This window comes from Microbacterium alkaliflavum (assembly GCF_044325405.1).
Classification (GTDB): domain Bacteria; phylum Actinomycetota; class Actinomycetes; order Actinomycetales; family Microbacteriaceae; genus Microbacterium; species Microbacterium alkaliflavum.
In genome coordinates this window covers 49,316-73,659 of record NZ_JBIQWL010000015.1, presented here as the reverse complement: position 1 = coordinate 73,659, position 24,344 = coordinate 49,316, and the positions used below count along the sequence as shown (strand labels likewise).

Annotated in this window: 19 protein-coding genes; 12 read left to right on the top strand and 7 right to left on the bottom strand. The window is 67.0% G+C overall.

Annotation, left to right across the window (positions count from 1 at the left end; genetic code table 11):
* Positions 1–96: 96 nt before the first annotated feature.
* Both ACH3VR_RS22100 and ACH3VR_RS22095 read right to left on the bottom strand, forming a co-directional pair.
* Positions 97–2,517, bottom strand: coding sequence for a DNA translocase FtsK (locus ACH3VR_RS22100; RefSeq protein ID WP_397558501.1), 2,421 nt, complete (start codon positions 2,515–2,517; stop codon positions 97–99).
* A 211-nt stretch (positions 2,518–2,728) separates the two neighbouring features.
* Complete coding sequence (locus ACH3VR_RS22095) at positions 2,729–4,060, bottom strand: hypothetical protein (protein ID WP_397558500.1); 1,332 nt, start codon at positions 4,058–4,060, stop codon at positions 2,729–2,731.
* 84 nt (positions 4,061–4,144) lie between these two features.
* Here ACH3VR_RS22095 and ACH3VR_RS22090 point away from each other — a divergent pair, with 84 nt between their 5' ends.
* A complete protein-coding gene (locus ACH3VR_RS22090) occupies positions 4,145–5,143 on the top strand; it encodes a hypothetical protein (RefSeq protein ID WP_397558499.1) in 999 nt (332 codons plus the stop codon).
* On the opposite strand, the gene ACH3VR_RS22085 is transcribed toward ACH3VR_RS22090, so the two are convergent.
* Positions 5,140–5,811, bottom strand: coding sequence for a TetR/AcrR family transcriptional regulator (locus ACH3VR_RS22085; protein WP_397558522.1), 672 nt, complete (start codon positions 5,809–5,811; stop codon positions 5,140–5,142). The two genes, ACH3VR_RS22090 and ACH3VR_RS22085, sit on opposite strands and share 4 nt — an antisense overlap.
* Before the next feature lie 200 nt (positions 5,812–6,011).
* On the opposite strand from ACH3VR_RS22085, the gene ACH3VR_RS22080 reads away from it, so the two are divergent.
* The 9 genes from ACH3VR_RS22080 to ACH3VR_RS22040 all read left to right on the top strand — a co-directional run bounded on the left by ACH3VR_RS22080 (position 6,012) and on the right by ACH3VR_RS22040 (position 15,843).
* Positions 6,012–8,303, top strand: coding sequence for an exo-beta-d-1,3/1,6-glucosidase (locus tag ACH3VR_RS22080; RefSeq protein ID WP_397558498.1), 2,292 nt, complete (start codon positions 6,012–6,014; stop codon positions 8,301–8,303).
* 113 nt (positions 8,304–8,416) lie between these two features.
* Positions 8,417–9,616 (top strand): MFS transporter, encoded by a 1,200-nt coding sequence (locus ACH3VR_RS22075; RefSeq protein WP_397558497.1) that lies wholly within the window; start codon positions 8,417–8,419, stop codon positions 9,614–9,616.
* Positions 9,617–9,859: 243 nt separating this feature from the next.
* Positions 9,860–10,261, top strand: coding sequence for a (R)-mandelonitrile lyase (locus ACH3VR_RS22070; protein WP_397558496.1), 402 nt, complete (start codon positions 9,860–9,862; stop codon positions 10,259–10,261).
* Positions 10,262–10,308: 47 nt separating this feature from the next.
* The gene (locus ACH3VR_RS22065; protein WP_397558495.1) at positions 10,309–11,457 is read left to right on the top strand and encodes a zinc-dependent alcohol dehydrogenase family protein; all 1,149 of its coding nucleotides are present in this window, start codon (positions 10,309–10,311) and stop codon (positions 11,455–11,457) included.
* Positions 11,454–11,795, top strand: coding sequence for a carboxymuconolactone decarboxylase family protein (locus ACH3VR_RS22060; protein WP_397558494.1), 342 nt, complete (start codon positions 11,454–11,456; stop codon positions 11,793–11,795). Before ACH3VR_RS22065 ends, ACH3VR_RS22060 begins: the two co-directional genes overlap by 4 nt.
* Positions 11,796–11,811: 16 nt before the next feature.
* Positions 11,812–12,807, top strand: coding sequence for an aldo/keto reductase (locus tag ACH3VR_RS22055; RefSeq protein WP_397558493.1), 996 nt, complete (start codon positions 11,812–11,814; stop codon positions 12,805–12,807).
* Positions 12,808–12,903: 96 nt separating this feature from the next.
* Positions 12,904–13,710 carry a shikimate dehydrogenase family protein gene (locus ACH3VR_RS22050; RefSeq protein ID WP_397558492.1) on the top strand — a complete coding sequence of 269 codons (807 nt, stop codon included), beginning with the start codon at positions 12,904–12,906 and terminating at the stop codon, positions 13,708–13,710.
* A gap of 74 nt (positions 13,711–13,784) precedes the next feature.
* Positions 13,785–14,963 (top strand): MFS transporter, encoded by a 1,179-nt coding sequence (locus ACH3VR_RS22045; protein ID WP_397558491.1) that lies wholly within the window; start codon positions 13,785–13,787, stop codon positions 14,961–14,963.
* A gap of 10 nt (positions 14,964–14,973) precedes the next feature.
* Positions 14,974–15,843 (top strand): helix-turn-helix transcriptional regulator, encoded by an 870-nt coding sequence (locus tag ACH3VR_RS22040; protein WP_397558490.1) that lies wholly within the window; start codon positions 14,974–14,976, stop codon positions 15,841–15,843.
* Positions 15,844–16,069: 226 nt separating this feature from the next.
* On the opposite strand, the gene ACH3VR_RS22035 is transcribed toward ACH3VR_RS22040, so the two are convergent.
* From ACH3VR_RS22035 to ACH3VR_RS22020, 4 genes are all read right to left on the bottom strand, one after another.
* On the bottom strand, positions 16,070–17,350 hold the full coding sequence (locus tag ACH3VR_RS22035; protein ID WP_397558489.1) for an MFS transporter: 1,281 nt from the start codon (positions 17,348–17,350) through the stop codon (positions 16,070–16,072).
* Between the two features lie 179 nt (positions 17,351–17,529).
* Entirely contained in the window at positions 17,530–18,333 is an 804-nt protein-coding gene (locus ACH3VR_RS22030) for a shikimate dehydrogenase family protein (protein ID WP_397558488.1), read from the bottom strand.
* Between the two features lie 40 nt (positions 18,334–18,373).
* The gene (locus ACH3VR_RS22025; protein ID WP_397558487.1) at positions 18,374–21,016 is read right to left on the bottom strand and encodes a glycoside hydrolase family 3 protein; all 2,643 of its coding nucleotides are present in this window, start codon (positions 21,014–21,016) and stop codon (positions 18,374–18,376) included.
* 99 nt (positions 21,017–21,115) lie between these two features.
* A complete protein-coding gene (locus tag ACH3VR_RS22020) occupies positions 21,116–21,724 on the bottom strand; it encodes a TetR/AcrR family transcriptional regulator (RefSeq protein ID WP_397558486.1) in 609 nt (202 codons plus the stop codon).
* A gap of 206 nt (positions 21,725–21,930) precedes the next feature.
* Between ACH3VR_RS22020 and ACH3VR_RS22015 the strand changes: the two genes are divergently transcribed.
* A complete protein-coding gene (locus tag ACH3VR_RS22015; protein WP_397558485.1) occupies positions 21,931–23,586 on the top strand; it encodes an MFS transporter in 1,656 nt (551 codons plus the stop codon).
* Positions 23,587–23,640: 54 nt separating this feature from the next.
* Positions 23,641–24,264 carry a TetR/AcrR family transcriptional regulator gene (locus ACH3VR_RS22010; RefSeq protein WP_397558484.1) on the top strand — a complete coding sequence of 208 codons (624 nt, stop codon included), beginning with the start codon at positions 23,641–23,643 and terminating at the stop codon, positions 24,262–24,264.
* Positions 24,265–24,344: the final 80 nt, after the last annotated feature.

The following is a 24,344-nucleotide window of genomic DNA, read 5'->3' as shown; positions in this document are numbered from 1 at the left end:
GTGACGCTCCTATGGGTGGTGCGGTCGCGGGGTTGCGACCGTCACCACCCATAGGTGCGCGGATTGGCTCAGATCGGACAGCCGGTTTCGTCTTTTTCAGACGAGGATCGCGGACACGCTCTCGGCCTCGGGGACCGTCATCATCCGGCCGTCGCCGTCCTCCGTGACGTAGGAGATCGTGAGGCAGTCCGGGTCGCTGGTGTCGACGTCGATGGTGTCGATCGTGGCTCGGCAGGAGATCCCGTCGACGTCGACGAGGATGTCCATCCCGACTTCGAGTTCGGACACGGCGACGTCGAAGGTGTGGATGTCGGCGCCGCCGCGATCGGTGATCTCCTCGACCTCGGTCGGTATGAACCGCACATTCTCGGACGGACGAGGGCGGCGGCGCTTTGCCTGTGTCTCGACCGGCTTGGGCGCCTCGGTCGGGGTCGACTCCTCGGCCGAGGGTGCGGGCGCTTCCCCGCGCAGCTGGGCGAGGACGGTGGGCAGCTCGTCAGGCTCGACGAGGACCTCCCGCCCCTTCGCCCCACGGGAACGGCCGAGGACCTTCTGCTCCTCGAGCAGCTCCATGATCCGGGTGGCCTTGGCGAATCCGACGCGGAGCTTTCGCTGCAGCATCGCGGTGGACCCGAACTGCGACGTGATGATGAGCTCGGCCGCGGCGAGCAGCAGCTCGAGGTCCTCGCCGGTGACAACCGGCTCGACGGCCGGCGCTTCCTCAGCTCCGTCCTGGTCGACGGCGTTCTCGTCGGCCTCGTCCTCGTCGAGGTCGTCGTCGAGGTCGTCGTCGACGGCCGTTCGCGCCCGCGGGTCCACGAATCCGGGATCGTCGGGGAGCAGGATGCCGAGGCCGTGGAGGATCTCGCGGTCGGCGTCGTTGATGCCGGGTGCCAGCTTCGGGGTCCAGAAGATCTGCGCGTGCTCGGGCTGCATGCCCATGCCGACGCTGACCCAGGCGCGGCCGGGCCGGTTCTCGAGGCCGGAGACGGCGGCGAGGCTGCCGAAGGTCATCATCGAGGTGGACTGCTCGAGGTTTCGCAGGGCGATGCGGACCGCGAACTGGGATCGGCTCGAGGTGCTCAGCCAGGACGATGCCGCCTGCTGGGAGGCGAGGATGACGTGCACCCGACCCTCGCGGCCGAGGCGGAGGATGGATCCGAACGCGGTCATCACCGGGTGGGTGCTGCCGGTGGGCGCCTTCTCGAGCCCGAACCGCTGCATCCAGTCGAGTTTGCCGTCGCCGGAGCGCCACCAGTCGTTGAGCATGTCGACCATCTCCTCGCCCTCGTCGACGACGAGGATGAGCGGGTTGAGCTCGGCGCGCAGGTGCGGTCCGTTCTTCTCGAGGTACTCGTACCGATCGTCCATCTTGCGCTTGACGCCCAGGATGTAGTCGACGATCGCGGACTCTCGGGTCGCTGCGCGCTTCGCACCGGGGATCAGGTCGAGGTTGAACAGGCCGAGCCGCTTCGGGTCGATCGGCCAGACCTCGGCGGCGATCGCGTCTTCCTCGCGGACCCACTGACCGAAGGCGTCGCGGCGCAGACCGTTCGGCAGGGCGGTGAGGATCGACAGCAGCAGGACGGTCTTTCCACCACCGGTGCCGCCGACGATGAGCACGTGGGGCAGCGGGTCGTCGAGGTTCCAGATGCAGGGGGTGCCGTCGCGGAACTGTCCGAATGCGACCTTCATCGGCTCGGCGTCATCGCGGGCCGGGTGCGGGATGACGTCGGGGAACGGGACGAGCGGTGCGGACACGGCTCGCTCCTGGGTGAAGTCGAAGTCTGTGTCGAAGGGCTGACCCACGGCGATCTGGATCCCGTCGGTCAGCTTCCTCTGGATGAACTTCGTGCTGACGCGGGAGGTCTGCGACGGCGGCCACCGCAGCTGGATCTCGGAGATCTCGTCGACGTCGTTGCGGGAGATCTCCTTGACGGTCATGCCCGGCACGATCGACTGGACGATGCTCTCAAGCTTCAGGTGGTCCGGGTCCGGGGCCGCGGCCTCCTCCGTGGTGTCGAGCTCGAGGGTGACGATGCAGGTCTTCGAGTTGTTCTTCTTGATCCGGTACGGGATGCCCATCCGGTTCGTGACCTGGCCGACGAGGGACTCGAGGAACTTCGGGTCGGCGTCGACGACGTCAGCCGGGTAGGTCACCCTGATCCGGGTCGGGTATCCGATCCAGCCTCCCTTCCACCGTGACGGGCGGACCAGGTCGCGGGTCGGGGCGGCCGCGCGGACGACGGCGTTGACGGCCTCGATCATCTTGTCGATCGACCGCCCGCGCATCCACCGCCGCACACCGAAGACGACCACGAGCGCGGCGGCAACCACCGTGGCGGCGATCGTGATCGGGATCATCTTGTCGTTGCCGGTGACGCCGTAGATCCCGATCACAATGACCGCGGCGCCGAGGATCAGGGCGAGCCTTCCGGGCCAGATCCACGGGCGCCGCGGCAGCGCGCGGACCGCGATTTTCTCGACCACCTCGGGCCTGATCTCGGTGCGCAACATCGTCTCCTCGCATCCCGACGCCAACATGGCGCCTCATAGACGCATAGGTATCGCCAACCCCTCTAGATCGGACACGCCTGTCCGATTCCAGTGAATTTGTCACCCGATCGTCTTGCTGAACCGCGTGATCTCGCGGGGCGTGGGCGCCGCCGACTGCAGGGCCGGGCCACGCATCGTGTCACCAGTAGAAGCACATAGGTCAACGCATCGGCTACTGACCAGGTTCGTCACCGGGCGCGTCGCCCATAAGCTTGGCGATCGCGGCGATCCAGTCTCTGTGGTCGATGGCCAGGTCTAGCTGTCCTTCCAGCACGTCGTGGACGTCGCCGGCTGTTAGGGTCCATCGACCCGTGACGGGAGCTTGAAGCTCTGATCCGACGAACGCGACAAGCACGACCTCGTCCATGTCAGTGACGAAGGTCTCTTTGGCTCGCAGCAGATCTAGCGAGAGGGAAAGGCGGGCAGGAACTGACCGTTCAATCCATAAGACTCGGTTCCGGTCACGTACAGCGAACGGCCCGAACGAGCTTGCGGCGAGCAGCGGGACAATGCTGTCGCTGCCCCAGGTTTTCGGCCGCTCAGGGAAGAGCGTCACTCGGGCATGCTCATCGTCGCCGTCTTCCCAGCGAAGAGCGCGGATGGGCTCATCGAACTCAACGTCCACGCGCACATCACGGAGCGAGACCTTTTCCGGGTTCGTCACGCGAAGGCGAATGCCAACGGCGAACCTTGCCGCGATCTCCTCAAGGCCCGATTCTGGAGCGGCCAAGGCGGCTTCGCGCCACCTAGCGACTTGGCGCCGAAACTCGTCCTTCGACCTACGCTCCGTGACCCCGAGACCCGAGAGTTCCCATCCGAACGGAGAGGGGCGCTTCGGCGCGTCAATCTCTCGCAGCAATTCATGGGCGCTGTCTTCGATGTATTTGCTGAGTCGCTCCCGATCGAATTGAACGACAAGGGCCTGCTCAAGCACATCCACCGTAATCGAAGGGAGTGCCGACGATGCCCCCGAGACAGCAACTCTTGTGAGCATCACTTGCAGTTCGGCGCCGGTGGCCTTCTCGGTCTTGCCGTCGCCGCGCAAATAGACGTCGCCATTGAACAGCCCGTCGCCGTCCGCCAGTGCGGGCCAGATTCGGCCAGTGGGCGGATCAACGATGATCGCGATCACGACCTGGCCTGCGGCGACGGGTATCTGCTCGTAGTCCCAGCCCGGCCCCTCCGCACCAGTGAGCTTCTTGACCTCACGCTCGAGGTCCTTCGCTTCGAACGGGACGATCCCGTCGGCACGACCGCCTCCAACGCCGATCAACATCACGGCGTAGCCTCCGAAGCGCTTGGCCGCCTTGACGGGGTCCCGGTTCGCTGCGCCGAGTATGAACTTCGCGACCTTATGCTGGCCCCGCTTGCTCGACAGATCCACATCGGACTTCAGCTCGAGGAAGTAACGCTCCTGACTATCGTCGGACCGAGTAGCCCACCCCACGAACTCGCCCCAGCCGCGCGCACCCGCCGGAAGCTTGCTCAGATCGATCTCCGCCACCTTTCGATCGAACCACACCACAGAACAACCGCTCCGCCCCACTGTTCTGCGATCATGTCAGTGGTGTCATCTATGGTGACCGTCATGAGCGACACCCCCGCCTCACCAATCAGCATCTCGCTCGACGGATTCCCCGAGGACTCCGGCGACCCGGAGCTGGCCAGCGCACTGACGTTCATGATCGAGCAGCAGGGACTGCTACAAGCCCTGGTCGCGGGGATCATCGAGTTGGTTCCCGACACCGCGCTCTGGCGATTGACGCTGACCGGCGACATGGTCGCGACCGTGAATCGGATTACCGAACGCGCCGCCGACAACACCTACACCACGGACCGCGGCGCCGGCTACGCCGGCGCGATCACCCTCCCGCGCGACGACGGCACATTCGACATCGTGATCTCCGCGCCCGTGCTGTTCGCCACCTCGGAGGACGTCGGCTCGGTAGAGGCGCTCATCGAGCACGTGATCGCCGCGGCTGAGCATCTGAGCCGACACGAAGCCGGACATGCCGCGTTGCGGCTCCGTGGCGAGGACGCTGACGCCTACCAGCACGTCGAGGGGCTCAGCAAGACCGACGCCGCCTGCCGCAAACCGCTGGCCGCACACGTCGACGACCACCGCATCGAGCGATACACCGCCGCTCACGCACCGTCGCCGTTCATGCACGTCGACCATCTCGCGGACGCGATCACCCATCTACGCGCGGAGCTCAACGAAGCCACGCGCATCTGGCGCACCGATATCGGTCAGGCCGCCTCCCGAACCCTCAACGCTGCGAACGGTCTGGTCCGAGTGCTGGCTTATCTCGCCCCCGAACTCGGGCTCGACGAGAGCGGCAAGCCCTACCGACCCGAACCGCTGCCAGAGGGGTGGACCGATTACGTGGAAGACAGCTGGGATGCTTGGAGCTTGACCTTCCATCGGCTGCGACCTGTCGACGAAGCCATGACCACCGAGGAGCTCGGTGCGGTACTTGCCGATCTCTGCCGGCTGATGGTCGCCTGGCAGCGTTCCATCGGCATCGAATGGGGTCTCACCGACGACGACCGGGAATACATCTTCTGGGAGAGGGATCGTTACTAGGGCGACGCCGGATCGAGTCCTGCTGCACCTCTGCCCTTCATCGCGCCGAGCTCTCGCGCTGCCTCGTAGCCCCACGCGCCGGGGACGAAGAGTGCGGCGAGGTAGTTGTCGAGATCGTCTACCACGTCGACGCTGTCGGGGTCGGTGAGCGATTGGATCTGGAGGCCGTCCATCATCGCGACGATCGCGCGTGCCGAGCGTGTGGGTTCGATACCGGGGCACAGCAGCCCTCGCGCGTGACACCGGTCAAGGATCTCGGTGAGACGCTGACGCATGAGCGCGTACCGTTCCACGCAGTAGACGCGGGCGGCATCGTCCTGAGGAGCCGGGCGCGACGTCGTGATGCCTTGCGGCGCGATCACGCCCGGAAACGGCAGGGTCTGCACCGCGAAGTCGACGAAGCCCTGCAACTCATGTAGCGGATCATCCGGATCTCGCGGCGACAGGCGGAATGCGAGGTCATCGCGCCGCTTCAAAACCGCTGCGAACAGATCCCCTTTGGAAGGAAAGTAGTACCAGACCATCGCCGTCGTGAGCCCGGCACGGCGGGCGATATCGGTCACGGACGAGCAGTGATACGCGGTCGTGGAGAACACCTCCTCTGCGGCGTCGAGGATCGCGTCCCGGCGAGCCGCAGACTTTGCGTACGGTCCACGTCGTCCAGCCATCTCTCCTCCCTCCAACAGTCCGCGTGGTAGCGCAGGCCAGGTTCTGCCATGTGGATGAAATTCCAGCGAGGGGGTTGGCTGAATTTCTTACGCGTGGCATACTTTAGCGTCGGTGCAGGCCGACGCAGCGAAGAGCCTTCGTTCCGCCGGCAGGCACTCCAGCCTGGGGCTCGTCCCCTGGCCGCACGAACGGAGAAGACGTGACTGACGCCGACTACCTTGATCCGAGCCTCGCGATCGACGACCGGATCGCCGACTTGTTGAGCCGGATGACGATCGCGGAGAAGGTCGGGCAGATGATGCAACTCGACGCCCGCGACAACCTCGAAGACCAAGTGCTGCGAACGCATGTCGGATCGCTGCTGCACACCTCACCGGAGCGCGTGCTGCGCGCGCATGACCTGACAGAGCGGTCGCGGCTGCGCATCCCCCTGCTGATCGGCGAGGACTGCATCCACGGCCACTCGTTCTGGGAGGGTGCGACGATCTACCCCACCCAGCTCGGCATGGCCGGCTCCTGGAATCCCGCCCTCGTGGAAGATGTCGCCCGCGCAACCGCCGTCGAGGTCGCCGCGACCGGCATCCACTGGACCTTCTCTCCCGTCCTGTGCATCGCCCGCGACCTCCGCTGGGGCCGTGTGGGCGAGACGTTCGGCGAAGACCCCTTCCTCATCGGCGAGCTCGCCTCGGCGATGGTCCGCGGCTACCAGGGAAGCGGTCTCTCCGACGACACCGCGATCCTCGCGACGGCGAAGCACTTCGCGGGCTACTCGGAGACACAGGGCGGGCGGGACGCGTCCGAGGCCGACATCTCACAGCGCAAACTGCGTTCCTGGTTCCTCCCGCCGTTCGAGCGGGTTGCCCGCGAGGGCTGCCGCACCTTCATGCTCGGCTACCAGACCACCGACGGCGTGCCGATCACCGTCAACGACTGGCTGCTCAACGACGTCCTTCGCGGCGAGTGGGGCTACACCGGCACCCTCATCACCGACTGGGACAACGTCGGCCGCATGGTCTGGGAGCAGAAGCTGCAGCCCGACTACGCGCACGCCGCCGCAGCCGCTGTCAAGGCGGGCAACGACATGGTGATGACCACCCCGGACTTCTTCGACGGCGCCCAGGAGGCGATCCGGACCGGGCTCCTGACTGAAGCCGACCTCGACCCCGCCGTAGCCCGCATCCTCCGCGTGAAGTTCGAGCTCGGGCTATTCGAGAATCCGCGGCGCCCCGATCCGGAACGCATCGATCGGGAAATCGGCGCCGGGTCCCACCGCGCGCTCAACCTCGAGATCGCTCGCCGCTCTCTCGTGCTGCTCCACAACGACGGCATCCTGCCCCTCGACGGCGGGCTCCACGTCGACCCGACCGACGAAAACGGTCGCGCTGCACGAACCGGACGGCCGCCGATGCGTATCGCAGTCATGGGCCCTCTCGCAGACGACGCCCAGCAGCAGCTCGGCGACTGGGCCGGCGGCTCCGGGCAGGGCGGATGGCTCGACTCCCAGCCGCGCGACATGATCACCACGGTGCTCGACGGCCTCCGCGCACACGTCCCGCAGGACTGGACCGTCACCCACGCGCAGGGCGCCGACATCCTCACCATGGCGCCCGACCCGCACGGGACGCACTTTCCCGACGGCCAGCCTCGGCCACCCGTTGTCACCCCGTGCCCGCCCGATGAGCAGCTCATCGCCGATGCCGTCGCCGACGCGGAGCGCGCGGATGTCGTCATCGCCGTCGTCGGCGACCGGATCGAGCTCGTCGGGGAAGGGAAGTCCACCGCGACTCTCGACCTGATCGGCGGTCAGATCGCCTTGCTCGATGCCCTCGCGGCGACCGGGACCCCACTCGTCGTGATCCTGATGGCCTCGAAGCCGCTCGCGCTGCCCGCGTCGGTGACAGATGCCGCCGCGGTGATCTGGGTCGCGAACCCAGGCATGGAAGGTGGGCGGGCGATCGCCGAGCTGCTGCTCGGGCTCATCGAACCATCCGGGCGGCTGCCGATCTCGTTCGCCCGCCACGTCGGCCAGCAGCCGACGTACTACAACCAGCTCCGCGGGCAGCACGGCGACCGGTACGCCGACCTCACCCAGAAACCCGCATACGCCTTCGGTGAAGGCTTGTCCTACACGTGGGTGGAGTACGAGCATTTGGCCCTCACCCACGATCAAGTCAGCCTCGGAGACACGCTCCGAGCGTCGCTGACGCTCCGCAACCTCGGTGACCGACCGGTCCGGGAGACCGTGCAGGTATACGTCAGCGACCTCGTGACCTCCGCGAGCTGGGCCGATCAGGAACTGAAGGCATTCCACCAGATCGACCTCGCGCCGTGGGAGGAACGACGCATCGATGTCGAGGTCCCCGTCGCGGAACTCACGATCGTGAACAGCAATGGTGACCGCGTCGTCGAGCCCGGCGAGTTCGAGGTGCGCATCGGACGGTCCAGCCGCACCGAGGACCAGCTCCGGGAACGATTCCATGTGACCGGGTAGGCCGGATGGGGGTCCCGACAGAGCCTGCCGGCTTCGGCCACGCCACCGTAGCGTGAAACGAATCCGATGGAGGAGACCCGAATCGACCGATCGCCGATGACCGAAGGAACACGATGTCCGCGACTCGAGATGACAACACGCGGCGGGAGCCGTCGCGAGGAGCGCGCGTCTCCGTGCAGACGGCGGCGTTCACGTGGGGTCTGCAGTTCGCGTTCCTGAACCCAGCCCTCGCGCTGCTGCTGTCCACGCAGCTTCATGCGACCGACGCGCAGGTCGGCCTCGCGCTCGCCCTGTACAACGCAAGCGGGTTCGTCGCGTCGCTCATCATCCCCGGCTGGGCCGACCGGCGCCGCACCTACCTGAACTGGATGCTGGTGTGCGGGTTCCTCACGCTCGCTCTCGCCGGCGTACTGGCCGTCAGCGGTTCCCTGTCGGTCGCGATCGTCGCTCTCATCGTTCTGGGCGGGCCGGCCGGAGTCGGATCGTCCCTCTTCTTCGCCCACCTGCGCTCCGCCGGATTCGGGCCTTCCGACATCCTCAGCACCCGGGCGATGGTGTCCGTGGCCTGGGTGGCCGGGCCCCCCGTCGCGATGCTGCTGGCCGGATGGATCGGCACGCGCGCCGTGCTCGCGGCGATCGTCGTCATCTCCCTGGTGGGAATGGGTGCGATCCTCGGGATGCGGCGCCACGGCAAAGAATCCCCAGCGTCGGCGCGAACTGCCGACGACCCGTCCGTACCGATCTCGAAGGTGCGCATCGCGGTGATCGTGACCGCTTTCGTGGCACTGCAGGCGACCAACGCGACCGCATCGTCGATCATGACGCTGTTCACCGTCAACAGCCTGCACCTGAATGCCATCTGGGGCGGCGTTGCGCTCGGAGTCGCGGCCCTCGCCGAGGTTCCCGCCCTGATGCTCCTCGGCCGCCTGACGCCGCGCTTCGGGCAGGTCCCGCTGCTGCTGGTCGGATGCGTCGTCGGCATCCTCTTCTACGTGCTGATGGCCATCGTCCACGACCCGGTCACCCTGATCGCCGCTCAGCTGCTGAACGCGTGGTTCTTCGCGACCGTCACCGGCATCGGCCTGACCTTGTTCCAAGACATAATCCCGCGGCCAGGCCTCGCGTCGGGACTCTTCACGAACACGCGGCGAATCGGCGCGGTCGTGGCCGGCGGCGTGATCGCGATCGCCGGGACCAGCCTCGGTTTCCCGGGCGTCTTCACGGCCTGCGCCATTCTCACCGCGCTCGCACTCATGCTCGTGATCATCGTGTGGCGCAGCATCCGCATCCGCCAGAAGGTGCAAGAGACGTGAAAGACGTCACCGCCACCGTCGGTACGCGACACGTCCGGCCCGACGTATTCAGCCCCCGCGAGGTTCCACGACCCCCTTTCGGCGTGCGAGCGCGGAAGGGGCGGATGAACCATGGTCTGAGGGGTCCTGGCTCGCACCGTTCGGCCCGGCGTAGCGTCGAAACGATCCCCCACGAAGGCATGTCGGCCAGGAACCCTGGCGGTGTGGTGCGCGAGGAACGCCGACGAGAGAGGACACGAAACGATGGAGATCCTGCCGAAGCCGGCGACGGTGAAGAATCCGCCGGAGCAGTTCACGGGCGATGTCTGGCTGGACCTGATCGCGGTCCCTCGGGAGCCGGGGCAGCAAGCTGTCGTGGGGCGTGTGAGATTCGCGCCGGGCGCCCGGACCGCATGGCACTCGCACGACCGCGGTCAGACGCTGCACATCGTCGAGGGGGTCGCCCTTGTCGGCCGCCGTGACGGCACCGTTCTGGTGGCTCTTCCCGGTCAGACGGTGTACACGTCGCCCGGTGAGGAGCACTGGCACGGCGCGACGCCGGAGGACTTCATGGAGCACCTCGCGATCACTGAGAACGGCGACGATCCGGCTGCGACCACGGTCTGGCTCGAGCATGTCAGCGACGAGGACTACCGCCGCCCCTGATGCGAATCCGATCACATGGTCATCGCGACACGAGAGGAGGCTCCGTCATGCGCGGAGCAATGATGTACGCACCCGGCGATGTCCGGGTCGAGAATCGAGATGACCCGACGATCGAGGAACCTACGGACGCCGTGATCCGGGTGGTCGCCGCGTGCGTGTGCGGGTCGGACCTGCACCCCTATCGTGGGCTCGACCGCGTCGACGGGCCGACGCCGATGGGCCACGAGTACGTCGGCATTGTCGAGCAGATCGGCGACCTCGTGACGTCCGTCAAGGTCGGTGACTTCGTCGTCGGCTCCTTCTGGGCCTCCGACAACACCTGCGAGATCTGCCGGGCCGGCTACCAGTCCCGGTGCGTGCACGCCGTCCTGATGGGCACCCTCGGCGCCCAGGCCGAACGTCTGCGGGTGCCGCTGGCCGACGGCACCCTGGTCGCCACCCCCGGCCCGCCCGACGACGACCTGATCCCTTCCCTGCTCGCCGCGTCCGATGTGCTCGGCACCGGCTGGTTCGCCGCCGACGCGGCCGAGGCCGGCCCGGGCAAGACTGTGGCGGTCGTTGGGGACGGCGCTGTCGGGCTGATGGCGATCCTGGCCGCGAAACAGCTGGGCGCCGAGCGGATCATCGCCATGTCACGGCATGCGGATCGGCAGAGCCTCGCCCGCCAGTTCGGCGCAACCGACATCGTCGAAGAGCGCGGCGACGAGGGCGTCGCGAGGATCAAAGAGCTCACCGACGGCCTCGGCGCGCACTCGGTCGTCGAAGCCGTCGGCACACAGGAGTCGATGATGCAGGCAATCCGGTCCGCCCGGCCCGGCGGGCACGTCGGCTTCGTCGGCGTCTCACACGACGTCGCCCTGCCCGGCGGCGAGCTGTTCTTCGCTCTCGTCCACCTCACTGGTGGTCCCGCGCCGGTGCGTCGCTACCTGCCCGATCTGATCCAGTTGATCTGGGACCGCACCATCGACCCCGGCAAGGTCTTCGACCTCGCCCTCCCGCTGGAGGACGCCGCCGAGGGGTACCGCGCGATGGACGAACGTCGCGCGGTCAAGGTGCTGCTGCGCCCGTGTACCGAAGCGAAGACACACCACCACCTGCAGCGAGGCAGCATCCGACTTGGGGACCTCGGCGACCGCGGACGAGGTCCGACTCGCTGCAGCCCCATGAACCGAGCGAGAAGAAGGAGACCATCATGACGGATCAGCCCCTCCAGGTCGGCGGTGGCCGGAAGACACTCGGCGACTTCGCGCCGAAACTTGCCGAGCTCACCGACGACGTCCTGTTCACTGACGTGTGGAACCGGGCACAGCTCCCGGCCCGCGACCGCAGCCTCATCACCGTGGCCGTCCTTACCGCCGGCGGAGACACTGACCAGCTGCGCTTCCACCTCGGCCGCGCCATCGAGAACGGCCTCACCCCTGACGAGCTCATCGAGGCGATCACCCACGTCGCCTTCTACGCCGGCTGGCCCAAAGCCATGGGCGCGATGGCCGTCGCGAAGCAACTCTTCACCGCCCCCGACACGAACGCCTGAACGAAGGATCCAGCACATGAACACACGCACACTCGGAGCCAGCGGCCTGCAGGTCTCCGCGATCGGACTGGGCTGCATGAGCATGACCGGCGGGTACAGCGGCCGTCCCGACCGAGACCAGATGATCGCCCTCCTCCGTACCGCAGTCGACCGCGGCGTCACCTTCTTCGACACCGCGGAGATCTACGGCCCGCACGCGAACGAGGAGCTCGTCGGCGAGGCGCTCGCCCCGTTCCGCGACCGGGTCGTGATCGCGACCAAGTTCGCGAATCACGTCGACCCCGCAACACGCAAGCCGACGGGGCGCATGCTGACCCCTGACGAGGTGCCCGAGGTCGTCGAGGGTTCACTTCGGCGCCTTGGAATCGACACCATCGACCTGTACTACCAGCACCGCATCAATCCGGAGTTCCCCGTCGAGGACTTCGCCGGAGCGGTGAAGAGGTTGATCGAACAGGGCAAGGTCCGCCACTACGGGATGTCCGAGGCCGCCGCGGGCACCATCCGGCGCGCGCACGCGGTCCAGCCGGTCACCGCGATCCAGAGCGAGTACTCGCTGTGGTGGCGTCGCCCCGAGGAAGACGTGCTCGATGTCTGCGAGGGTCTCGGCATCGGCTTCGTGCCGTTCAGCCCGCTCGGCAAGGGATTCCTCACCGGCACGGTCGACACCTCCACTCAGTTCGAAGTCGGCAACGACATCCGTGCGACAATTCCGAGGTTCACCACTGAGGCGCTGCAGCACAACCTCGCCCTCGTCGACGAGGTCAAGGCTGTCGCGGAACAGAAGGGGGCCACTCCCGGGCAGGTCGCTCTGGCGTGGCTGGTCTCTCGCAAGCCGTGGGTTGTGCCCATCCCGGGCACCAGGAAGCTGCACCGGCTCGAGGAGAACCTCGCCGCGGCGGACGTGGTTCTCACCGCGGACGAGGTCGAGACGCTCACCCGAGCGTCGTCCGCGATCAGGATCGAGGGCGCCCGCTACCCCGACTTCCTCGAGGCCCAGACCAACCTCTGAACCCGAGCGCCATTACGTGAACTCCGGACCGTCCTGGTTCTGACGTAGCCCTATCGAGACAGTTCGCACGGACGCTGATCCTAAGGAATCCGAACCATGAACATCCAACTCACCGGCGCAAGCCGTGTCTTCCCGATCATCGGTGATCCGATTCGATTCGTGGAATCCCCCGTCTGGCTTACCCGCACCCTCCAGAGTCGCGGGCACAACGCCGCCTGCGTCCCGCTGCAGGTGCCCGAAGGTGACCTCGACGCGGCCATGACCGCGTTGGCCGTGATGCCGAACGTCGACGGCATCCTCGTCACCATGCCTCACAAGCAAGCCGCGTTCCGGTACTGCACGACAACCTCGGATCGAGCACGGCTGCTGGCGGTGATCAGCGTGATCCGCCGCAATCCGGACGGTACGTGGCACGGCGACATGCTCGACGGCCTCGCGTTCGTGAAAGCCCAGCAGGATCACGGTGCCCGGATCGAGGGCGCTCGTGCACTCCTGATCGGTGCGGGCGGGGCCGGGAGCGCGATCGCCATCGCCCTGCTCGACGCGGGGGTGAAGGAGCTGGTCATCCACGACACCGACCTCGCTCGCGTCTCCGGCCTCATCGAGCTGTTGAGCGACACCGACGCGGACAAGACGCGGGCGGGCTCAGCCGACCCGACAGGGTTCGACCTGGTACTCAATGCGACCCCGATGGGAATGGCCGACGACGACCCGCTCCCGGTGGATCCCACCCTGCTCACGTCGTCGATGTTCGTCGGTGACGTGATCTCCGGGCACGGCACGACCGCGCTCATCGCCGCGGCACAGGGCGCCGGATGCGGCACCGCCACCGGCGGGCACATGGTCGAAGCAGTGCAGGAACTGATGGCCGACTTCCTGCTCGGGGGTGGGACCGCGAAATGAGCAGCACGAGCACCCGAAGACCTTCGGTACCCATGACGAGAAGCCGCGGGTTCACGATAGCGACCCTCTCGTTCATGGGGGTGTTCGCTGCAGGCTCGACCGCGATCCCACTGTTCACCACCTATCGCACCGTCGACGGCCTCACGGACGCGGACTTCTCCGTAGTCACGGTCGCTTACTTTCTCTGCGCCGTGCTCTCGCTGCTGGTGCTCGGGCGCCTGTCGGATCATCTCGGCCGACGCCCCGTGTCGATCGCGGCGCTGCTCCTCGCTGCGGCGGGGACCCTCACCTTGACCACGGTGCACGGCCTGTGGCCGTTGCTGATCGGGCGCATGCTGCAGGGCATCGCTGCCGGGCTCGCGGCCAGCGCCATCGCCGCCTACGCCGTGGACACCGCTCCGCGGAACCCGAAATGGCTCGTCGCGACGGTCACCAGCATGGCGCCCAGCTTCGGTCTGTCCATCGGCGTGTTCGGTTCCGCGATCCTCGTCGAGTTCGCGCCGGCACCCCGCGTGCTCGTGTTCGTCATCGTCGCCGGACTGCTGCTCGTGTGCGCGGGAGGGATCGCGGCGCATCCCGAGACCGTGAGACGCAACCCGGGAGCCCGCCGCTCGATGGTCCCGCGGCTCACCCTTCCCGCCAGCGTGCGACCGTTCATGCCCGTGGCCGCGGCGATTTTCATCTCGACCTGGGCGTTCGGCGGCTACGTCACCGCGTTCGCCCCCTCCGTGGCGTCGGGCTACCTCCACTCCACCAGCCCCGTGATCGCCGCCGCCGTGTTCGCGTCCTACCAGGCACCCGGCGTGCTCGGCGGACCGCTCAGCGGCAAGCTCAGGCCCGCCACGGCGCAGCGACTCGCCATGGGCCTCGTCGTCATTGCAGCCGCGGGCTTCATCGCTTCGCTCCTCGCCGGCAGCGCGGTGCTGTTCATCGCGGCCGGAATCCTTGGCGGCATCGGCATGGGCATGGGCATGTCGAGCAGCATGCGAATCCTGTTGCCGCTGGCGACACCTGCACAACGGGCCGGTCTGCTCGCTGTGATCTACGCCATGTCATACCTCGGTGCCGCCATCCCCAGCCTGATCGCCGGGCAGCTGACCCGCACACTCACCCTGCTCGACATCACCGTCGGATACGCAGCACTCGCCGCGGTCGCCGGAGTCATCGTTCTCATCGGTGCACGGAACCCCGCCGCCCGCGCTTCCCATCCGACGGCGGCCGATGCGTCGGCGACCGAAGATGTCCACGGTTAGCGTGATGACCATGGACACCCGCTCCGAGATCAGCAGCTTCCTGACCTCCCGACGTGCCAAGCTCAGTCCGGAACAAGCGGGCGTCCCGCTGTACAACGGCTCACGCCGCGTCCCCGGGCTGCGCCGAGAGGAAGTCGCCCACCTCGCGGGGGTGAGCGCCGACTACTACGCCCGCCTCGAACGGGGAAAGATCTCCGGAGCCTCCCGTGAGGTCCTCGAGGCCATCGCACGAGCTCTGCAGCTTGACGACGACGAACGCAATCATCTGTTCGACCTGGTCCAGATCACGCAGCGCTCCTCTCCACGCAAGAAGGGCCCGAATCGCACCGTCGTTCGGGAAGGCATCCAACGGGTACTGGACTCCATCGAGACGCCCGCCTTCGTACAGAACGCGCGCTTGGACCGGCTCGCGTCGAACCCGATCGGACGCGCGCTGTACTCGCTTCCGGCGGACGGATCCCGAGACCGGTTCAACTACGCCCACTACCTCTTTCTTGACCCGCGAGCGGAGCTTTTCCACCGCGACTTCGAGCTCGCGAAGCACAACGTGGTCGCACTCCTGCACACCGCATCGGCACAGGACCCGTACGACCGCGACCTGATCGAGATCGTCGGCACACTCTCGACGCAGAGCGAGGAGTTCCGCACACTGTGGGCGACTCATGACGTGTTCCGGTACCGCTCCGGCATGAAGCTGCTCACACACGCCGACGTTGGCGACCTCGAGTTCGGCTACGAATCGTTCGAGCTCTCCACCGACCCGGGGCTGGTCATGCTCATCTACACCGTCGAGGCAGGAACGCCCACCGCTCAGGCCATGAGACTGCTGGCCAGCTGGAGCGCGCCCGCCGCTGTCAGAAGCGCCTCCACGGCCACCTGACGACCCACGTTCGCAACTCGAGTCGTTCAGCGCCCGCCGCCGGATGCAGATCGGGCCCCACGCGCCAGTCGCCCACCACGCCTCCCTGGATGGCTGGTATCGGTGAGAACGAAGGTGGACTCTCCGACTCCGCAGAGTCGAAGAGTCCGGAGACCCGCCGCGCACGGCAGAGCTCCCTGTCGCCTCCGCGTCGACAGGGAGCTCCGGACCAGGTGCTGGTGCTCGATCAGCGGACTTTCTTGATGGGTATGAGCACCAAGCCTCCGATCACCCCCATGATCCCCGCCACAATCAGGAGGAGCGTGTAGTTCTGACTCACCGCGCTGCCGACGCTGAGCAGCAAGGCTCCGACCAGCGGCCCGGCGGACTGCGGAACGGCATTCGCGATGTTGAAGACGCCGAGGTCCTTGCCGGGATTCTCCGGGTCGGGCAGAACGTCCATGACGAGCGCGAGGTCGACGCCGACGTACACACCGTAGGCGAGTCCGAGGATGGCTTCGACGACGTAGAAGATCTCGACGGTGTGTGCGGTCATCAGCAACGCCGTTCCGATGCCGAAGATGATGCCCGACGTGATCACGAACGGCTTGCGACGCCCGACCTTGTCCGACAACTTGCCCGCGATCCACGCGGAGGGCATGAGCACCAGGGTGTAAATCAGCACACCGAGGGCGACGGTGCCCGCTGCCTCTTCAACGCTGAGCCCGATCTTGTCCTTGATGAAGAACAGTCGGAACGTCGTGAACAGGTTCGTCGCCAGCACGATCATGAACTTCGACCACCAGGCGAAGGCGTAGTCGGGATACGTGCGGGGGTTCACCCAGAAGGTCTTCAGGACCGCCTTGAAACCCTCGCGCGGCGGGCGCTCGGGCAGCACGCGGTCAGGGAGCACGAACGCGTACGCGATGATGACGCCGAGGGCGATGAGCGATGGCGCGACGAACAGGATGATCAGCTGGTCCACGAAGATCTTTGCGACCCAGGTGGACGCCATGATGCCGAGGTTCAGTGCGATGCCCAGCGATGCCGTGACCTGACCGCGCTGGAAGGACGGAACCTGGTCCGCGACGCTGGCCGTCAGGGGAGACAGCGCGGCGTTGGCGCAGAACTGGCAGAACGCCCACGCGACGACGGCAGTCGGGACATTCGGGGCGAGCGCGAAGCAGATGAAGCCCACCACAAGACCCGACATACCGGCGACGATCCAGGGCCGCCGACGGCCCCACCGTGAGGTGGTGCGGTCGGAGATGCGACCGAAGACGGGGTTCGCGATCGCTGCGGCCAGGGCCCCGAATCCGGAGATCCACGCGAGCGCGGACGCTTTCTCCGACTCCGGGACGATCGTCAGGACCTTGACTCCGACGCCGACGATCGCGGGGCCGAGCAGCGCGGCGTAGAAGCAGAACCACGTGATGAGCAGCATCACGATGTATCCCGGCCGTGCGGCGGTCGCTGGCACGGTCGCGGTGGGTGGGGCACTGAGCCTTGAGGCCGATGAATCCGACATGGATTCGTCCTTTCATCTTCGAAGGGGGCGGACGCTTGAACGTAGCATGAATTTTTTACGTTAGGAAGAAGTATCCAAGTGTAAGAATTTATGGGTGGTGTGCGTACTCGATGATCATCCGGACGGCACGCCGAGGACGGGTGTGAGAGCCGTGCACTCACACCCGCACTGCAGCGGGCTCAGCCGATGTCGGCGCCCAGGAGGAGGTCCGCCATGATGTCCTGGACGGCGTCGACCATGTCCGTGCCGTTCGCCGTTCTGCAGCCGGCGGCCTGAGCGGCGGCGATGAACGGTGTCGTCCCATGCCCGGCGATGACGTCTCCGACGAACATGTCTGAGGACAAGAGGGCGCCGTCGACCGGCATCGGGTCGTCGTCCGCCATGCCCATGGGGCTGGCGTTGAACACGAGGTCGAACCCCGTCGGATCAGCCGGCCCCACGGACACCTGCGCCTCCCCGAGGTCGGTGACGAGAGCCCAGAGCTCCAGGGCGCGTTTCCCGTCCGGATCGTAGATGACGAGTTCCCGGACTCCTCCGCGCACGAGCTCGATCGCGATGGCGCTCCCGGCGCCGCCGGCACCGATCAGCAGGGCCTTCGACCCCTCAATGCGCGCGCCGTGGTCTCGCTGCGCTTTCAGGAAGGCGAGACCGTCGAGCGTATCGCCATGCCAGGTCCCGTCCGGGTTGCGCCGGATCGTGCTCACCGCGCCCAGGAGTCGGGTGCGCTCGGACACCGTCGCGCAGTAGGCGGCCGCGGTGAACTTGTGCGGTTTGGTGACGAGGATGCCGTCTACATTCGTGGTGGCGGAGAGCGCCTGCATGACGATGTCGAGAGCGTCCTCGGGTGCCTCCATCGGGATGCAGGCCGCGTTGTGGCCGCGCTCGGCGAAGGTCCGGGTGAGGGAGACGGGCGACTCGACGTACCGAATCGGATCGCCGATGATCGGGAACAGTCGGGATGCGCCGTTGGGCTGGGTGGGCATGTCGGATGCGCCTTTCCTGTGGCTGCGAGAGGGGTTGTCGTCACATCGCGGCGGGAGCCGGGACCGCCTCCTGAGCGACGTAGGCGTACGCGGTTCCACCGACTTCCGTCGTCGGCTCGGGGATCGGGTGGATCTCAAACGTCGCCGAGAGGGGAAGGTCTCGAGACGAGGATCCGACGCGCACGGTGTACACGCCGCCGATCGTCCGCCACAGGTGCGCGCCGTTATCCCACCGCGCCAGCGGGTATGTGACGTCGAACGGATCGATCACGAGCTCCACCTCGGTGGTCTCCCCTGGCTGCAGGAAGACCTTGCGGAAGGCGACGAGCTTGCGGACCGGCTCGCCGTGCCCGTCGGGCACTTCGAGGTAGGCCTGGGCGACCTCCGCGCCCGCGGTCTCCCCCACGTTCGCCAGCTGGAACGCGACACGGATGGGCTCGAATCCGTTCGAATGCTCCGGCGTGACCACGATCCCGTCGAACGCGAAGCGCGTGTAGGATAGGCCGTGCCCGAAGGGGTACTGCGGGACCAGCTCGTGGCGGTCGAATCCGCGGTAGCCGAGGTGCAGCCCCTCCACGTAGTGCACGTCCTTGCTCCACTCGGTGCGCACCGGGTTTTGGATGCCGATCCGGGCGTACTGCTGTTCGCTCTGCGCCATCGTGTATGGCAGCTTGCCGGAGGGGTTCACCTCGCCGAACAGCACGCTCGCAATCGCATGGCCCTGTTCCTGGCCGCCGAAGTAGGCGTGCAGGATCGCGGGGACACGATCGGCCCAGGGCGTCAAGACGGGCGCGCCGGTGCCGAGCACGACGATCGTGTGCGGGTTCGCCGCGGCGACCGCCGCGACGAGCGCATCCTGGTCGCGCGGCAGCGAAAGGGTGCCGGAGTCCTCGTTCTCGCTCTCCAGGGTCCGCACGAAGACGACTGCGGCGTCGGCTCCCGCCGCCACCTGCGCGGCGTGCACGATCGCGGGGCTGTACGCGCCCTCCGGATAGGTCCAGCCGAGCTGGACGGAGCCGGGCTGGCGGCCGTCGCGGGCCCCAGTTGCGCGGAATTCGAGGCGGAGCTCGTGCGTGGAGCCAGCGTCCCAGACCAGCTGATCAGAAGTGGATACTCCTGACACGTGCGGCGCGTCCAGGCGCGCGACCTCGACGCCGTCCACCCACAGCTGCGCGGAACCCCATCCGGCGAGGGTGAACGTGTAGGCGCCTGTTCCCGGTGCGGTCAGCACCGTGGTCGCACGCAGCGATCTCATGAACCGCGGCGGCTCGGAGCGGATGGCGTCGTGGAACGAGGATGGCGCGAAGTTGTTGAACGTCATGTCGGGGTCGATGCGCACCTCGATCGGATCCCCGGTGAGGTCGAAGCTGCCGAAGAACTCGGCACGCACCCCGGGCACGTCCGGGTCGCCTGGCACGGACTGCAGCGAGGAGGAGATCGGCTGTGCGCCGAGGAACACTCCGTCGCCGAGCACGATGCGGTCGGTTCCGGGTGCCGTGCGCACCTCGACGTCTCCGGCCACGCGTTCGCTGATTCCACGGAGGATGCCGACGAGATCGGACGGGATGGTGACGAAGCTCGAACCGCCCAGCCGTGCCGGCCGGTCGGTGTCGGCACCGATGACCGCGATCGACCGCACGCGTTCGGTGCTCAACGGAAGGGTCGCACCATCGTTCTTCAGCAAGGTGATGGCCGCCTCCTCGACGGCGCGGGCGACAGCGGCGTGCTCGGCGTACGGGATCGGCTGATCGGTCTCCGGGAGCGGGGTGTCGAACAGCCCTGTCGTGAACATCGCCCAGAGGATCCGGGTGCAAGCGCGATTCACGACGGCCTCGCTGATCGAGCCGGTCCGCACCGCCCACACCAGATGCTCCGCATAGAAGGTGGGCTGCAACGGCAGGCCAGGCAGTTCCATGTCGAGACCGTTGCCGGGCACCATCGCGTGATTGGCGAAGTAGTCCGACATGATGAATCCGGCGAAGCCGAAGGCATCCCGGAGCAGCTTGTTCTGCAGAAAGTCGCTCTCGCACGCGAACTCGCCGTTGATCTTGTTGAACGACGACATGAGTGAGACGGCGCCCGCGCGGATCACCGCGTCGAACGGCGGCGCGTACACCTCGCGGATCGTGCGCTCGTCGGCGATCGAGTTCTGCCCGGATCCACGGTTGGACTCCTGGTTGTAGAGGAGCGGATGCTTGTACGTGACCATCACGCCCGGTCGCTGGACGGCCGCGGGAACCTGCTTGCTCATCTCCGCGGCGAGGAAAGTGTCTTCGCCGACGCTCTCCCCGATCCGTCCGGCCCACGGGACGCGGGCCAGGTCCGCGTTCGGGCCGAGCAGCACGTTGTGGCGCAGCAGGTAGCACTCATCCGCGACCACACGGCCGTACGGTGCGCCGAGTTCTGGTTGCCAGGTGGCGGCGAGGGCGATCGGCGCGGGCATCGCTGTGGTGGCGGAGTATCCCGCCGGGCGCCGCATGCCGCTGCCGGCATCCGCCATCCGCAGCGGCGGGATGCCGAGCCTGTCGATGCCGGCGGCGCTGAAGCCCTCGACCCCTTCCAGGAGATCGCCGGTCATGAGATCGACCTTCTCCTCCAGCGTCATCTCCGCCAGCAGCAACGCCGCGCGCTGGCCGGCCGGCTGAGCGACATCCATCCAAGGCTGCTCGTTCACCGCGTTCATCGGGTCTCCTTCCGCGGGAAAGCGACCGAACCTCCGAGGCGCCTTCACCTAAGGAGAACTTCTACCACAAAAATCTTCCGATAGGAAAACTTACGTCGGTTACTCGGTCCAACCCGCAGCGGGGACGAGCAGCCCTTCGATGTGGTGAGCGACATCGCCGACGAGGTCGACCGATTCGCTGTCGGTGAGCCACTGGATCTGCAGCCCATCCATCACTGCACCCAACGATCGCGCCGCGCGCGCTGGGACGACGCCGGGGGCAAGGAGCCCCAGGCGCTCACACCCTTCGAGGATCTCGGTGATCCTCTCGCGGAAGAACTCGTAGCGGCGGATGTAGAACTCGTGGGCGGGGTGCGCGGGGTTCGTGGCCTCGATCGAGGTCATCGTGTGCAGCGCGATGACGCCTGGGATCGAGAGGTTGCGCTCGGTCAGGCGCACGAGTCCACGCAGCGCCTCCACGGGGTCGCTGACGTCGAGCGGTGAGACAACGAACGCCAGCGTGTCCCACCGCTCCAAGACGCCCGTGAAGAGCTCTTCTTTGGAGGGGAAGTAGTACCGGAGTGCGGGCTTCGTGACGCCGACCTCGGTTGCGATCTCCTCAAGGGAGCCGTTCCAGTATCCGTTGGTGGCAAACACCTTGAGGGCGGCATCGAGGATGGCATCGCGACGCATCGCCGACTTGGCATATGGACCTCGACGCTGCGTCATGGCGACCCCCTCCCGGCGTGAGCTTACCCGGCCGAATACCCCCCCTCCGTACCCCCGGTACCCCCCGGGGGTACGGAGTGTCTCAATTTTTTCCTACCGTGTGAGTTTGTGATATCGTCCACCCACCGCTGGTCTGCTTCGAACGGCCCTCGCAACGATGCGCGCGCTGCGTCCGGCGTACCGGATTACCCGAGTTGAGGCACGCGATGGCATCCGATGTCCCTGATGGACCGCCCGAGCCGGGCCCGTTCGCGCCGCTGAAGCAGCCGGGCTTCCGTTGGCTATGGCCGGCCGTCGTTGTGAGCTACGTCGGCGTCTGGGGGCAGACGATCGGCGCCCAATGGCTGCTGGTGAACGGACCGAATGCAAGTGTCACGGTCGCGCTCATCCAGACCGCGGCGACGCTGCCGATGATGTTGTTCACGCTTCCCGGCGGCGTCATCGCCGATCGGTTCGACCGGCGATGGATCATCCTCATCGTCCAGGTCTACGTCGCCGTTGCCGCGCTCTCGCTCGCGGCGCTCACCGTGGCGGGGCTCGCATCGCCACCCGTGGTGCTGCTCTTCACGTTCCTCGTCGCCCTCGGCGGCGCATTCCAGGTGCCTGCCTGGCAGGCTACCCTCCCCGAGATCGTCCCCAAGGACGAGCTCGCGGCCGCGACGCGACTCGAAATGGTCGGCGTGAACTTCGGGCGCTCAGTCGGTCCCGCGATCGCAGGTCTGCTCATCGGCCTCGCCGGCGTCCCTTGGGTGTTCGTCCTCACCGCGGCGACAGCGCTCGTGCTGGCGGGATCCCTCCTCACGTGGCGCCGCCCGCCCCTCACCGTCGCGCCGCCCGCACCGGAACGGTTCCTCCCGGCGCTGCGGGCCGGCGTCCGCTATGTCCGACACGCACCCATGGTCCGCCGCATCCTGCTGCGCGCCATGATGTTCATTGCCCCCGCAACGATCCTCTGGGCGCTCATCCCCCTCGTCGCCCGCGAACGGCTCGACGTGTCGGCCGGCGGCTACGGTGCCCTGTTCGGCGCCCTCGGCGTCGGAGCGATCGTCGCGGCCCTCACCATCGGGCGCCTGCGGGGTGTGATGTCGACCAACACTCTGCTCGTGCTGTCCGGGATCGTCTACGCCGGAGTCCTCGTCACCCTCGTGCTCGTACCCGTGTTCTGGGTCGCGGAGCTCGCCCTCGTCCTCGGCGGCGCCGCGTGGACCGCCACGATCTCGAGCCTCAACGCCGAGCTGCAGCTCGTCCTGCCCGCCTGGGTGCGCGCCCGCGGGCTGTCGGTCTACCTTGTCACCTTCACCGGCTCCCAGGCGATCGCCTCGGTGCTGTGGGGACAGCTCGCGGCCGTCACCGGCGTCGTCATCGCCTTCCTCGTCGCCGCCGCACTGGTCACCGCGACCTCGATCGCCGGCATCTTTCTGCGGACGCCGAACGTCGCCGACACCGATCCGACCAAGGCCTCCTACTGGGGTGACGTGGTCGCCCCCATCGGGCTCCAGCCCAGCGACGGACCCATCGTCGTCACGGTCGAATACACCGTCGCGCAGCCCGACCAGGCCTCCTTCCTCGACTCCACCGCGCAGCTGCGACGCTCGCGGCTGCGCAACGGCGCCAGCCGGTGGGAGTTCTATCGCGTCGCCGAGACCCCCGACACCTTCGTCGAGAACTTCACCGTGGACTCCTGGGAGGAACACCAGGCGCAACATCGCGACCGCCTCACCGCAACCGACGAACAGATCGAACAGACGACCCAGTCCTATGTCAGCACGCCCGTCCGCGCCCGGCATCTGATTCCGCCGACCATCGCGGACGACACACCGGCCGAACCGAGCCCCTCACGCCGACGGCAGCGCCGATCCTGACGGCAACAATTTTCCACCGCGCACGCAGAGCCGAAGAACCACGAGCGGGTGAGCATGACATACATCGCTGCGACCGAGACAACCATCCGGGCCGAGACCAGGCGGAAGCATTCGGAGATTCTCGATGCGGCAGTCGAGGTCTTCGGCAGCAAGGGCTACACGAACGGCAGGCTCGCGGACATCGCAGATCGCGCGGGCATGACGCACGCAGGTGTGCTGCATCACTTCGGCTCCAAGCAAGAGCTCCTGGTCGAGGTCCTCGCGTACTGCACCCACGCCAACGACGAGAATCCCGACGAACAGCCCATCCCAGACAGCGCGGAGTTCTTCCTCGACCTCGTCCACACGGGGTTCGCCGACGAGCAGCGACCGGACATCGCGAAGGCGTACGCGGTACTGTCCGCCGAATCCGTCGCCGACGACCATCCGGCCCAACCGTTCTTCGAACGGCGCTACTCACGATTGCGCTCCGAGATCGCAGAGGCCCTCGTTCGATTGTGCGACCAGGAGGGCGTGACAGAACGGGAGAACGTGGAGGCAGCATCGGCGGCGATCCTCGGCATTCTGAGCGGTCTGCAGGCTCAATCGCTCCTATCTTCGAGCACCCTCGAAGTCGGCCCAGCGTCGGAACTCGCCATTCGCGCCATCGTCAACGCAGTAGTGCATCCCGGCTTCTAGACTCGACACCTTGTCAGCTCGCATCCTCCGCAGGCCGTTCGGCGTGATAACAAGGCCACCGATTGAAAGGGCTCACAGGA